The organism is Kribbella sp. NPDC059898, from assembly GCF_042730855.1.
Taxonomy (GTDB): domain Bacteria; phylum Actinomycetota; class Actinomycetes; order Propionibacteriales; family Kribbellaceae; genus Kribbella.
In genome coordinates this window covers 39871-51950 of the sequence record NZ_JBHWKR010000024.1, presented here as the reverse complement: position 1 = coordinate 51950, position 12080 = coordinate 39871, and the positions used below count along the sequence as shown (strand labels likewise).

Below are 12080 nucleotides of genomic sequence, written 5' to 3'. Positions count from 1 at the left end.
CTGCACCCGGACAGCGAGTTCACGCACGTGTTCCGCGGGCAGCAGGTTTAGCCTGCACCGATGCGACCATTCTTCGCTTTGCCGGAAACCCGTTGGGACCAGCCAGCTGGCAAGCTGCACCTGTACATCGTGGCGCCGGACCCTGTCCGTGAGCTCGCGGCCAAGTACCACGAAGTGATGCATGCGCATGGGGACTTGGTGAGTCTTCAGCCCTTGGAGTGGCTGCACATGACCGTCCAGATGCTCCAGGCCTACACGAGCCGCGGCGCCGCGAGAACCGGCTTGATGGACGAGGAGTCTTTGCAGCATCGGCTGAGGACCGAGCTGGGCGGATTCGAGCCGTTCGACGTCACGGTTGGACCGGCCGTGGTCGGGGTGCACGCCGTGTCGTTGTGGTCGCCGCCGCCCGCGGCCGCGTTCACCGAACTGGTCGCGCGTTGCCGTGCGGCGGTCGGCAATGCCTTCGGCGAGCAGGTGCTGGCAGGCCCTCCGAAACAGCCCCACATCACGATCGGCTACGGCCGCACCGCAGGCGATTCCGACGCGCTGATCCGGTCGGTGAAGGACGTATGGGCGGCGCCGGTCACGTTCACCGTTCCAGCCGTGGAGCTGGTCGCGGTCACGCAAGATCCGGTGGAAGGCCGCTACAGCTGGAGCCGCCTGGACCACATCGAGCTGCCACCGGCGGGAAATGCGGCCCGAGCGGCAGGACCGCTACCTCGCTGAACACCGCTACGCCTGTAGACCGGTCAACCGCCTCCGGCACATCCCCACCACCTCGGTACGGGGCCGGGGTGTTCTCAGTCCAGCTGGGCGGGGTCGAGGACGGTCACCACGGCATCGTGGTCGCTCCAAGGCGCGGTGGCGGCGGTGCGGTAGCCGGTCAGAGCAGGGAGCAGCGCCTTGGTGATGTGGACCTGGTCGGTACGGACCTTTCCGATGTGCCCGGTCCAGGCCCGCAGGCCCGGGTCGCTGTGCTTGTCGGCGAGGTGGGCGGCGACGTCGACGAGGTCACCGCGGGCCAGGACCTGGCCGACGATGTGGTTAGCGCGCAGGACCGGATCACCGGGGACGGTGCGGGCAGAGCGGTCGTGGGCCGGGACCTCGTCCCAGGGTGGTTCGGTGTCGCCGGGCGGGATGTGGTTGATATCGCCGCCGATCAGCCCATACCCACCGGTCTTGTGCGCGCGCCCGATCAGAACCTGGGCTTCCTGGGCGGCGGTGTCGGCCGAGTACGGGGACAGGTGCGCCGAGATGACCGCCAGTGGTCTGGGAAGGCCGGGGACGGTGATGGTGAGTTCGGCGTGGCCATGCAGGCTGGTGTGGTTGTACTTGGTGATCCACTCACCCCACCCAACGGAGCCTTCGTTGATCAGGATCGCGGTGTGAAACCCGGTCCGGCTGGGCGCCAATGCGCCCCGCATCCCCAGATCCCGTTCTGCAACCCGCAACCTGGCCAGATCGTCATTGGCCCAACCAACAGCCTCCTGCAGCAGGAGGACCTGCGGAGCGACATCACGGATCACCCCCGCCAGTCCGGGCCAGGCATCATCTTTCGCCCCGTAGCGCAGGTTCACACTCATGACCGTCAGCACCACAACACGCTCCCCATCTCTCGTCTACGGCGTAATCCGGGCCCGTGCGCCGGCGATCGGCCCCCAGGAAAGGTGAGACCGTGGGCGCCTACTCGGACAAAGTCGACCGTGAGATCGAACGGTGCAACGCTGGCCAGCTCGCCGACGAGTTCGGCGGCAAGGCTGCGCAGCCCTGCGGTGTCGAGGTCCTGGGGATAGTGGCGCTCGATCATCTGGACAGTGAAGTGCAGATGATCCAGCGGCTGCAGGCTGACCAGCTTCTGCTCGAACGGGGCCATCGCTTCCTGGTACAGCGCGGCCAGCTTGCGAACCTCTGGCGGAGCAACGACATAGACCTGGAGTTTCCCGGTCGAGTGGCGCCAGTCGGTGGCAGCCTTGGTGAAGAACGACTTCACGCTACCTCTCCTTCGTTGTCCCCCGAGGGGGCGTGTGGGTTACGCAGGTTGTACCGGGGTCACAATCCTGGCGAACGCGCACCAGGCCGCCCGCAGTTGCTCCTGCGGCAACGCCAACTCTGTTGCCACGCCGCTGCCGAGGAGGTCGGGTAGGTCAGTGAGTCCTGGCACGACGAGCACCAACAGGTCGCGCGCGATGCTTTCCAGCCACACCTGAGAATGGGGCTGGGAGAAAGTGCCGGCCATGATCGCCGGCAGCTGGAACCGGGCCGGATCGAAGTCCCGTTGCCGGACCACCTCCAGGTCGTACGGCGTTGGAATCACGAGGTACAGCTCCGCGTGGGGTTCAACGCGGAGCCCCGAGAAGATCTGGGCGAAGCCCTCCGCCTCCAGATCCAGCCCTCCCGCGGCCGCCTCACTGGCATCGATCAGAAGCGTCGACGCGTCGCCGGGAAGGCCGGCGATCGGCCCACAACGAGCCCACGTTCTCTCCGTGTAGCCATTCACATCCAGGAGCGTAACTGTTGAGACCGGAGCAGGCAGGGATCGTCCCCGCGTCCGCGCGGGGACGGGTTCAGGGCCGTGACCAGTTCGGTGTGCGCCTCCGGATCATCCACGTCTCGACGGGCAGCAAGCGATCCGAATCTCGCAGGCATTGGCGCGCGGATCATCCCTGCGTGGGCGGGGAAACAAGTTTGATGGCCAGAAGGTTCGATGCCTAGGTGGGCTCATCCCGCGTCGGCGGGGAGCAGAGTCGATGTCGGCGGCGCTCGGGTAGAAGCCGGGATCACCCCCGCGTCCGCGGGGAGCGGGACCCCCGGCGTCGCCGAGCAGATCGTCACGTGCGGATCATCCCCGCGTCCGCGGGGAGCACGCTACTTGCAGGTCCTGGATCGCCTTCATGGTGGGATCATCCCCGCGTCCGCGGGGAGCAGCCGCCTCGTGCCTGCGGGAAGCAGGGACGAGGCGAGGGCGTCGATCAGGGGATCGACTACTGAACCGACGCACGGAGCGGCGACGACCCGGACCGCGAGGCCGCTCCTTGCAGCCGACGTAACCGTTCTAGCCAGCTGACGCCGGCAGTCACACGCCCACCGACAAGATCGTGATCGCACCCGTGGCGATGATGCCGTGCCAGCTGATAGCTGACAGCACCGCTGCGGCGCGACGCTCGACCTCGGCGTTCGTGTCGGCGCAGATCTCGAGGTAGGCGGTCACCTCACCCCCTGGCCCAGCGGCGGCATCCAGTGGCCTGCTGAGTGACGCCGAGTGGGGTGTGTTGGGCTGATGGGCGGCAAGAGCGTTCTGTAGCACCCGTACGGCGGCCGCGTCGTCGAGGCCGGACGTCTGCAGTGGAAGCTTCACGGTGTACTGGCGGCTCACCGAGTCGACGGTAGCCGATCGTCGCATTGCTCAATGACGCTAGTCGGCAGACTGGGCTGGCGTGCTGGCTCTGATGGCGAGCGCCGATCTTTGTGCCGGGTGAGCGCAGCGATATCGACCCGACCTTTGCGCTTCCGACTTGTCTGAGGGTTGTTGCTGTTCGGGCGTAGACGCGTGAGTCCGATGCGAGGTGATGCAGTGCTACAGTCGGCACGATTGGAGCGTTGAGCTCCAGGCAGTGAGCCCGAGACCCGGCCGGACGACCGTGGCGCTCGGGCTTCGCGCTTCCATGGACTGCAATCGGCGACAGTCGCGTCGATCAGACGCCCGGCAGGTCCGGGCCCGGGCCTTGGCCGAATAGCCTTGGCGAATCTGCAGGGGGAGTAGATCTGTGAGCCGGGTGAAGCAGCCCGGCTGCGGCGAAAAGGCCCTCGAGCGCACGCCCGCGCTCGAGGGCCTTGACCGGTGCCGCGATGGCCGGGCTGCTATCGACGCACTCCGCGAGTGAGGCCGTCGAGTAGCTCGGCGTCCCATTGAACCGGGTCGACCCCAGCGGGTGGGACGCACGCCACGACCGCCAGCAGAGCTCGCAGCCTGCGGATCACATCCGCGGTGTGCATGTCAGGTCTGACGGCCGAGTGTCGGCAGCGTCGCATCATCGGTTCCCCTCCCCCCGCGGGCCTATCGGTATCCAGCCCGGCATCGTTACAACGGCCGAATGGCAGATTCGCGCGGGGTGGCATCCGTCTGGGGGCGGTGGTCGCCGACGCCGGGCACGGTGGCTCGATGGTTTCCGCGGTCCCCGTCCAGACCGAGCTGGGCGGGGACCGCAAGGGGGGAGGACAGCGTACGGCAGATTGGGAGCGGCGGTCACTGGCTGATGGCGGATCATCACGGGGATCGGCGGCCGCCTCTGGCCGGCTAAGAACCGCAGCGGCGTGCGCCCGGATCTTTGCCGTGTCCACGCACCCGGCTTCGCCAAGTGCGTGCAAGTCTCCCCTGGGCGGGGCCGGGCGCAGGGACGTGTGTCGTGGTTCCCCGTGCTGGGCTCTAGTCCGTGCCGCCTTGCTCCGCTGCCGTGATTGTGCTGGGCAGCTCCGCGTCGACCGTCCGGTTAGGTCCGGGGGAGGAGTGCGTCAAGGACCTCGATGGTTGCTGCTGGGTTCGTTGTGTGGTGCACGGTGTGGATGCCCAGTCTCTCGGCTGGCGGCAGGTTCTCCGCGTGATCGTCCACGAAGACACATTGCGGTCCGGTGAGCCCCAGTGCGTCGAGGGTCCGCTCGTAGATGAGCGGACTCGGCTTCCGTATTCCTTCTCGTTCGGACAGGACAACGGCGTCGAAGAAGTCCGTCCACAGTCCCTTGTCCGCATAGGGGTTGTAGGGTTCGAGGCCGAAGCTGTTGCTGAGCATGGCGACCTTGATACCTGCCGCGCGAGCTCGCTTGGCTGCGGCAACGATCTGTGGCTCGGGGCGAAGGTTGGCCAGGGCGCGGCGCATCAGGTCGGTGGGGTCGATGCCGAGGATGCCGCCGATGACCTGGTTCCAGTCCTCCTGGGTGGCTTCACCGACCTCGAGCGCGGCGTAGACGGCGACGCCGTCGGGATGGTCTTCCAAGGCTGCGAAGTAGGCGCCCGGCGACAGGTTTTCTGATCTCTCGAAGGCTTCCCCGTTCAATCGCATTCGGGTTGTGAGCACGCCGCCAAAATCGAGAATCAGGCCGTCGTAGTGGGTTGCTCGCACCGCGGTCTCCCTGTGATCTGCCGATTGGTGAACCGGCGACGGGCAAGTTTCAGTATGCGGCCCGGGCGCGGCGTACGCGCGCCGCCGCGGTTCGCGGGACGGCGAGCGGCAGTTGGCTATGCCGGGGCGCAGGCGCCTCACCGGGCGTTGAGATGGCGGCACAGGTCTCGCTGCTCGTAGCAGCCGGCGACCCCAGACCCCGCGGTGGACCAGAACGGCTGCGAACCCGAGATATGACCGCCCAGAGTGTGCCAGGCCAGCCCGGGATGGTCCCTGCGCAGCGCTGCCAACCCGGCCGTGGCGAGTCCGCCCCGCTGCAGGTCCTCGCGGGTGTACGGCTGCTCGACCCACCCGACCGTGCAGTGATGGCAGATCTGGTAGTCCACAGCGAACGCGAAGTCACCAGCTGGCTCGCTGGGATCGTTGGCGGCACGTTCGCGCCATCCGGGTCGCTCACCCGAGATCGTGTCCTGCCACGGGCTGTCCAGCCGTGGCGGCTGCGGCCAGCCGGCAGTCCGGCCGAGACGTCCGCGGGTGATCCACTGAAGGAGCTCGCGTGCCGGCCTGCGGCCCGAGGCTTGGGCGACCTGGTCTGTCGAGGCGATCAGCCAGCTCAGCAGGGTGTCGCGGTCGATCTGCGTGTGCGGGTCTGGGCTATTCGCCATGGGAGCCCAGGTCGAGAGTGCGATGAAGCCAGGTCTGGTAGTCGACTGAGATCGCGACGATCGGCACAGCGGTCACCTGCGGGTTGTTCCAGGCGTGCGTCTCGAGGAGGTGTTCGTGGAGGTCGTCGAAACGGCTTTCGAGGGTCATAAAGGTGAGTTGCCACTCCTCGATTTCGGCGAACTCGCCTTCGTGCCAGACCATCGTTGTGGCCGGCCCGAGAATCTGTGCGCTCGCAGCAAGTCCCTCTCGTACCGCGGAGCTCGCCAGCTTCACAGCGGCCTCGTGCGAGGCCGCCGTGGTCGATACCTGCCAAGCATTTGTCATTGCGTCTCCAAACGGACTGCTTTGCAGCCTCGTACGCGTGCCGGGGGAGGTGAAGGTACGGGACAGGGGTTGTCGTCCTGATCGGGATCCCGCCGGCGGATGCCTGCGGGTCGCACGGTTTGGTGAGCAGCTTCGAGGTCTGCGCTTGGTTGTCCGCTGCCTGGGAGAATGCGTCCTTCACTGTGCCTGAGGGTGGTCCATCGCCGCGTCCGCGGAGACCATTGCGATCCGGCCATCCGGCCGCCTGCACGATGGGATCGCGCTGGCGTCTGCTGGGAAGGCTGCCATTGGCCGCAGAACGTGGATGCTCGAGAACACGACTGTGCAGGGCGGTGCACAGTCGACGGGATGCAGGCGATCCCTGCATCGCCTGCAGTAAGGCGTTGTTCTGTCACCTGTACCGCGCGACAGCTCGCTCTGTGTCCTGTCGTTGCTGCTCCTGCACTGGACTCGGATGCAGTGGTCGCCCTAGTGCCTCGAGCGGGTCGGTGACGCCGTAGGTGATTCGGTACGTGACCAGCATGACCGTGGTTCTGATCCAGTTGGGTTCGTCGTCGTCCCACTCGCCGTCCCTGACGGGTTGAGCACCGAGCACCTGGACGAACCACAGCGGAGGTGTCTGGGACTTGTTCAGCATCGCCTCGAGCCGGTCAAGGATCAGCTTGGTCAGATTGTGTGAGGCCGTCTCATGCGCGTGCAGGACCGGTTGAAGGCTGGCCCGTAGGGTGTCGTCGGCCTGCAGAGCGGCAGTGGCGGTCTCGGCGCCCTGCTGGAGATAGCGCCCGGTCTGGTGGTGCTGGCTGCTGCTCGTGTGACTTTCCTCGTAGGCGCTCCAATCTTCCTCAGCCGCAAGATCGCGATCGGTCGTAGCTCGGACACTGGTGATGAGCCTGTCGTCGAGATCCCTGCCCTTCGAAATCCAGGCGCGGTACCTCGCGATGCTGCCCTCATGAGCCTTGCGCATCGCATCGGACAGAAGCTGGGTGGAAGCGGCGTTCCCGCGCCGCAACGCGATCGCCCACTCCGAAATCTCGCCGCTGACCTCGTCCAGTTCGGCGACCGTTCCGCGCCGGATCGTGGACGTCTTGAGGAACCATGCCGTCTGACGTTGGACCCGCCGTTGGAACTGCTCGAGTTCGGCCCGCACCTCGCGCACTTCCGCGGTGCCGTTGCGGACCTCGGCGCCCAATCCCTCGACATTATCGAACAGGTCGGCGTACTGACGGTCCAGCGATCTAATTCGCTCGCGTAGGTCCTCTTCAAGGCGACTGACCTCGGAGCGGAGATCGTCGAGATCGCGTGCGTCAGCGAACTCGTCGGGGGAGCTGTGGCTGTAGCTCACGAGGGCTGCCCTCCCGCTAGTACATCGATATCGAAGAATCGCTCGGCAACGAGCACCGCGCCGACACAGAACATCACGATCCCTGCCAGCACCCCGGCCCATCCCGGCAACACACCAAGCGCCCCCAGGCCAGCGACGACCAGGAGCAGACAACTGACCGCCGCAGCCGCCGGCGGCCAACCCCCGAGATCTGGTGCGCGAACGACCACGAACTGAAGGACACACAGGACAGCGCCGACCGCGGCAACGATCCAGCCCCACACCGGTACACCAGCGAGCGCCGCCGCGACGACCAGAGCCACGACCGCGACAACCTGCGCGCCGGTCAGCAAGGTGCTCGGCCTACGCCACCGGACAGACTGAGCCACCCTGGCCCGATGTCGCTCGACGGCGACCCGGGCCTGGCCGAGTTGGTCAGTGCGCAGCCGAAGCATCTTCATCGCGTCGTTCAGCCGCTCCCTGGCCTGGTCGCGGGCCGCGCTGCCAGGCTCCGTCTGCTCCATGGCTACCGTGCGCCGCCTGACCTGCGCCTTGGCCTCCTCAAGTTGCTGCTCGTGATCGACCAGCCAACCAGGCGGAACCGAATCGTCGTCAGTCACGCACTCAGTGTGATCGGGGCATCGGACACTTTCCACCCGACAACCCCTGTCAGAAACAATGAATCGCTGTCCCCGGCGGGCTTGGGAACGGGGTCCGGACAGCCCCGACCGCCGAAGGGCCACTCACACGTCGTGCAGTTCATCGGCGTAGTAGCGCAAGGCCGCAGCGTCTCGGGTGAACGTGGCTGCAAGCTGGGCCGCGCGGGCAGCGTCGAAGTCCTCGGGCAGCACGCCGGCGCTGGCAAGCTCGGCGGCGCCATCGAGGTAGCGCGCGGCACGGTTCACCAGTCCCGGCGGCATCCTGACCACCACGGCACCGGCCGATGGGCTGGGTGCCTGATCCGCCGTGACCTGCCCCATGGCGGACAGGGCTTGGGCCAGGTGGGCAACGGTGGTGCGCAGGTGCTCGATGTCGTCGAGCTCCCAGAGCCGGATCTGGATGGCTTCGGCGAGTCCGGCGACGCAACGGCCAACAGCCGGTAGCGGCACCGCCGCGGTTCGGGCCGATTCGATGACGTCGGCGCCCGGCGTCTCGTCGGCGAACGAGACAACTATGGTGCGAGCCACCTCGATCAGCGCGTCGTCGGTGAGGTACCGCCGAGCCGCAGTGGGGGAGATCCCCATCTGGGTCGACACCCACCGCACACGTTCCTGGATCAGTTCGCTGGCGGCGGCGCGGGACACCGACATGCCTAGTTCCTCCAGAGCAGCGATGAGCGCGTCGACGCGGCCGTCGACCCAGCTCGACCTCGAACCCCATCACGCACCGCCGACCTTGTCGAGCGCGGTGATCGCGCAGCTGAGCACGGACCGCGTCGCGCGTCGCGACCTGCAGGTAGCGTCCATAGCATCGAAGTCTAGGAACAGCCGGCGGCGGCCACCGAGCCGCCGCGCGGCCCCTGCGCGAGAGCAGCTACGTGGTTACCAAGGTCCCCTGAATCTCTGTACGTTGGCACTCGACAAGTTCAAGGTTAGGCATCGTTGGTGCCCGAAACAGCGACGAGCTGGCCAGCCTCGGTCACTAACCATCCGGCATCGGTGCCGCACTCGGACGTACCTCAGGCACGGCCTTCTGCGCACGGCCGTTGGCCTGTCGCGGAGCTCGTTCGAGCAGCTGCTCGGCGAATCGATCGCGGCCCCCCATCCGCTGGTCATGGGCGGGCAAGCCGGGCGTGTGCCCAGCCTCGCTCAGGGCGTCGTGCCGCGCTCCCGATCTCGAGCTTCGGTGGCCGCGATCTTCACCCGATCAAGCGTCCCCGCCCGGCAGGCGTTCCGGCGCCTTGATGGCCTCGTCGTACCCGGCCCGCAGCTACGCTCCTTCGTGCCTCGTTTCCGGAGGTCCTGCCGAAGACGGGTCTTCGGTCGCCGGTTCATGATCACCGGCGCACTCGGGCTGGCAGGCGTTGATGATCTGGGTGAGGTTGTCCGCGATGCTGCGGTTCTTCTCAGCAAGCCTGAGATGGCCGGCTTCCTCGGCCTGATCGATGAGTTTTAGGGACGAGCGCAGCCTGGCCTGGTGCTGCGATAGGAACGCTGGCGTGGTGACGAAGAGCGCGCACGTCAGGCAGGGATTGGCGTGCTCGCAGTCGGACTCGATCGGCAGGCCGCAGTACCCATTGGGCAGGGTCTGCTTGGCGCGAGCTCGGCCGACGCGGGTCGTCGGCGGCTCGGCCAGCGGATGGTCGGCGTCGAGCACGACGTTCTGGCCGTGGATGTCGATCTTTCGGGTCTTGGCCCATGCGGCGCGCACCGCTTCGAGCAAGGAGTTCTGGTTCTGCGTGGAGAATCCGCGGACAGGCGGGTAAAACCCGAGCTCCAGATCAGTCGCGACCTGCAGGATCCCGCGGAGCGCTTCGCGGTACTCCAGTTTGGGCCAACGTACAACGCCACGCTCGAGACGGGCGACGTAGTGGCCGTCGAAACTGCTTCTGCAGCCTGTCCCCTCCCAGATCCACTCGCGCACCGCCGTTCCGAGCTCGGACCGAGACATGGGCTCCCCAGATACGGACTCGATCCGTTCCCGGGCAGCTTGGAGCAGCTCGTTCGGCTCAACGGACTCAGCTGCGGCGTGCGGCCATCAGCGCGAGGTGATGGTGAGCGTGCGGAGCAGCCTTGACGCCGAGTGCCCGGCGCGCCTGGCAGGCCGCCTCACTCGTCGTCGGCGCCGATCGCCTGGTGCACCCTCGCCGAGTCGTAGAACGGCCCGCCGGAGCAGTCCGTGAGCCGGTCGGCCACGTGCCGGTTCGTCTCCAGCGTGTCCAAGCTGGAGAACTCGGGCAGCTGCTCGAGCGCGTCCTCCAGGATGTCAACGGGGAGACCGCCGGCCAGGCCCTGCTCGATGACCCGCAGGTAGAGCTGCCGTTCGTCGTACGTGGTGACGAGCTGCACGTACGCGAGCCGATTGCCGTGGCGTGTCCATCGGACCTCCGACCACGGGCCGCAGGGGCGCGGACTCAGTAGGCAGAGGTGCGAACGCGACCTGCTCGGCACCTGTCACGAGCGAGCTGTGTCGGGCCATTGTGGGACAGTCGAGGCATGGTTGACGTCACCGATCTCCTGGCCGGGCTGGACAATATCGAATGGGCCGAGCTGAACCATGCCTATGGCGACGCAACCGACGTGCCCGCCGATCTACGGGCTGCCTGCAGTGCAGACCAGGCAGCCCGGGAGAAAGCGTTCAGCAATCTGTTCGCGAGCATCTTCCACCAGGGCACTCGGTACTCGGCCTCGCCGCACGCCGTACCGTTCCTCGCCAGGATCGCGATCGCTGGACCGCCCGAGGCGCGCGTCGACGCGCTCTGGCTCCTGACCCGGCTCGCGGTGGATTGGCACGACGAGTACGACCTGCCGATGGGCATCGACACGGTCGCGTGGCGCGCCGCGGCGCAACCCCCAGAGGAGACCGTCCGGTGGTGCGACGACCAGCTCACCACCGAAACCAGCGACGCGAAACGCCGCGAGCTCGAGGAACTGCGCGAATGGGCAGCAGCCGGGAACCCAGTCGACGGCCGTGAAGGTGCACTGCGCTCCTACGACGCAGTACGTCGAGAGATCCCATCCCTCCTATCGCTGCTCGACGACCCGGACGCCGCGGTCCGGACCCGGACCGCCTACTTGCTCAACTGGTTCCCTGAAGAGCGAGAGGCGATCGTGCCGGCGCTTGGCGCCTGTGTCACGGTCGAACAGAATCCGGTCGTGAAGGCAACCGCCCTCATCGGACTGGGTCTCCTGGGCGCCAACGAGTGGACGGGAGACCTGCAAGACCAGCTTGAGGCACCTGATCCGTTGATCCGGTGGGCTGCCGCCACGGCGCTGGTCAGAGCCGGCGCCGGCCCGAACAGCGATCGCTCCGCGCCTAGCCGCGACACGGTCACGCGGGCGTTCACCGCGCTGGCCGACTTCGCGGCTGGACCGCGTCCGGAGGCACACACCGATCACAACGAGGGCAACCCGCACGCATACACCGGGCGAACCCTTCTCCTGCTGCTCAACAGCGTCCCCAACGATGACCTACTCGGTGCGATCGCGAACTGCCTGCGCTATACGGACGTCTGGCAATGCGACACACTCGCCGCCGAGGTGATCACCAAGACCTTCGACGTCCAGGGAATCGACCCGTCCCCGATGTTCGTCGACCTGTCCCGTGGACAACAGCAAATCATCCTGGCACTAGCCGACCACCCCGTGATCACTACCTTCGACAGATACGCGATCTACCGACTAGCCGAAACGCTTCAAGCGGCAGGTCTGCCAAAGATCGGTCAAGGCATCCGGGGCTACGCCGGCCTCCCGATGAACCTCCCTGACCTCATCACAGATGAGACCTGGCTGTTCTGATCGGCACGGGCGGCCACCTGCCGCTGAGATCGGCTCGGCCACGGGCCGATGCGGACATGCCGGGCGGTCGTATCGAGCTGGCGAACATTCGAGGGAACAGGCCTGGTGCTGATGATGGGACCCGGAACCAGCGATTCACCATGTTGACACCGGCCCGCCGTCGCGTGAGACGGCGCGTCCCACCCTGTTCTGCCGGCA

The 12080-nt window shown here is 66.9% G+C and carries 14 protein-coding genes and 1 CRISPR repeat array; of the genes, 2 read left to right on the top strand and 12 right to left on the bottom strand.

Annotated elements, in window-relative coordinates:
• The first annotated feature begins 60 nt into the window (after positions 1 to 60).
• On the top strand, positions 61 to 726 hold the full coding sequence (locus tag ACFV9C_RS41690; RefSeq protein WP_380203037.1) for a 2'-5' RNA ligase family protein: 666 nt from the start codon (positions 61 to 63) through the stop codon (positions 724 to 726).
• Between the two features lie 74 nt (positions 727 to 800).
• Here ACFV9C_RS41690 and ACFV9C_RS41685 read toward each other — a convergent pair whose 3' ends face one another.
• The 12 genes from ACFV9C_RS41685 to ACFV9C_RS41630 all read right to left on the bottom strand — a co-directional run bounded on the left by ACFV9C_RS41685 (position 801) and on the right by ACFV9C_RS41630 (position 10433).
• On the bottom strand, positions 801 to 1583 hold the full coding sequence (locus ACFV9C_RS41685) for a hypothetical protein (protein WP_380203035.1): 783 nt from the start codon (positions 1581 to 1583) through the stop codon (positions 801 to 803).
• Between the two features lie 5 nt (positions 1584 to 1588).
• Positions 1589 to 1990 carry a hypothetical protein gene (locus ACFV9C_RS41680; RefSeq protein ID WP_380203033.1) on the bottom strand — a complete coding sequence of 134 codons (402 nt, stop codon included), beginning with the start codon at positions 1988 to 1990 and terminating at the stop codon, positions 1589 to 1591.
• Positions 1991 to 2029: 39 nt separating this feature from the next.
• Entirely contained in the window at positions 2030 to 2497 is a 468-nt protein-coding gene (locus ACFV9C_RS41675) for a hypothetical protein (RefSeq protein ID WP_380203031.1), read from the bottom strand.
• A 164-nt stretch (positions 2498 to 2661) separates the two neighbouring features.
• A CRISPR array of direct repeats spans positions 2662 to 2925; the repeat unit is 19 nt; unit sequence CCCCGCGTCCGCGGGGAGC.
• A gap of 148 nt (positions 2926 to 3073) precedes the next feature.
• On the bottom strand, positions 3074 to 3373 hold the full coding sequence (locus ACFV9C_RS41670) for a hypothetical protein (RefSeq protein WP_380203029.1): 300 nt from the start codon (positions 3371 to 3373) through the stop codon (positions 3074 to 3076).
• A 1114-nt stretch (positions 3374 to 4487) separates the two neighbouring features.
• The gene (locus ACFV9C_RS41665) at positions 4488 to 5114 is read right to left on the bottom strand and encodes an HAD-IA family hydrolase (protein ID WP_380203027.1); all 627 of its coding nucleotides are present in this window, start codon (positions 5112 to 5114) and stop codon (positions 4488 to 4490) included.
• A gap of 137 nt (positions 5115 to 5251) precedes the next feature.
• On the bottom strand, positions 5252 to 5779 hold the full coding sequence (locus ACFV9C_RS41660) for a hypothetical protein (RefSeq protein WP_380203025.1): 528 nt from the start codon (positions 5777 to 5779) through the stop codon (positions 5252 to 5254).
• Positions 5769 to 6104: a divalent-cation tolerance protein CutA gene (gene cutA, locus ACFV9C_RS41655; RefSeq protein ID WP_380203023.1), complete on the bottom strand. Its 336-nt coding sequence runs from the start codon at positions 6102 to 6104 to the stop codon at positions 5769 to 5771. The genes ACFV9C_RS41660 and cutA overlap by 11 nt, the downstream gene beginning before the upstream one ends.
• A 391-nt stretch (positions 6105 to 6495) precedes the next feature.
• Positions 6496 to 7446 carry a hypothetical protein gene (locus ACFV9C_RS41650; RefSeq protein ID WP_380203021.1) on the bottom strand — a complete coding sequence of 317 codons (951 nt, stop codon included), beginning with the start codon at positions 7444 to 7446 and terminating at the stop codon, positions 6496 to 6498.
• Positions 7443 to 8045, bottom strand: a complete 603-nt coding sequence (locus tag ACFV9C_RS41645; RefSeq protein WP_380203019.1) for a hypothetical protein — start codon at positions 8043 to 8045, stop codon at positions 7443 to 7445. The genes ACFV9C_RS41650 and ACFV9C_RS41645 overlap by 4 nt, the downstream gene beginning before the upstream one ends.
• A gap of 123 nt (positions 8046 to 8168) precedes the next feature.
• The gene (locus ACFV9C_RS41640) at positions 8169 to 8735 is read right to left on the bottom strand and encodes a hypothetical protein (protein WP_380203017.1); all 567 of its coding nucleotides are present in this window, start codon (positions 8733 to 8735) and stop codon (positions 8169 to 8171) included.
• A 619-nt stretch (positions 8736 to 9354) separates the two neighbouring features.
• A complete protein-coding gene (locus ACFV9C_RS41635; RefSeq protein ID WP_380203015.1) occupies positions 9355 to 10008 on the bottom strand; it encodes a hypothetical protein in 654 nt (217 codons plus the stop codon).
• Positions 10009 to 10193: 185 nt separating this feature from the next.
• Entirely contained in the window at positions 10194 to 10433 is a 240-nt protein-coding gene (locus tag ACFV9C_RS41630; RefSeq protein ID WP_380203013.1) for a hypothetical protein, read from the bottom strand.
• A gap of 147 nt (positions 10434 to 10580) precedes the next feature.
• On the opposite strand from ACFV9C_RS41630, the gene ACFV9C_RS41625 reads away from it, so the two are divergent.
• Entirely contained in the window at positions 10581 to 11882 is a 1302-nt protein-coding gene (locus ACFV9C_RS41625; protein ID WP_380203011.1) for a HEAT repeat domain-containing protein, read from the top strand.
• Positions 11883 to 12080 lie beyond the last annotated feature (198 nt).